Genomic DNA, 439 nt, shown 5'->3' with positions numbered 1-439 from the left:
CAAAATTACACACAGAGTGAGTTATATTATGTTTCGTGGTATAACGTTGGTAATCCTTAATTTGCTTCTCACGGCTTTAACGTTTATTTCATTTCGAAATACAAAAGCTATTCGAAAGAAGACAAACTTAAAGACCAGCAATAAATACGATAACATAAAATTAGCAGCTTACATGAGACTGGGTTTAATCACCGGTTTTGTTCAAATGTTTTACTATTTTGGACGAAAAACCAACGAGAAGATAATTGGTGATATAACATTACTGTTGTCCACGTTACAAGGAATGTATCTGTTCGTCGCCTTCACGGCAAATAAAGCAACATTTGATTACGTAAAGAATGCCTGGAAACAGAAGACTAATTCCATTAGTAAAATAAAACTTCCATCAACCGTTTCGATGAGCTTTGATATAAAAAATTAGTTTTCTAAAAAACACCTG

General features: G+C 33.0%; 1 protein-coding gene. It reads left to right on the top strand.

What is annotated here, in order from left to right; translation table 11 throughout:
* Nucleotides 1-421 (top strand): G protein-coupled receptor family protein (locus tag V6U76_RS05480; protein WP_333024140.1); only part of this gene is annotated, 421 nt, incomplete at its 5' end.
* Nucleotides 422-439: the final 18 nt, after the last annotated feature.

This window comes from Wolbachia endosymbiont of Pentidionis agamae (assembly GCF_036711655.1).
Lineage (GTDB): Bacteria > Pseudomonadota > Alphaproteobacteria > Rickettsiales > Anaplasmataceae > JAZHPY01.
This window is presented reverse-complemented; position numbering and strand designations above follow the sequence as displayed.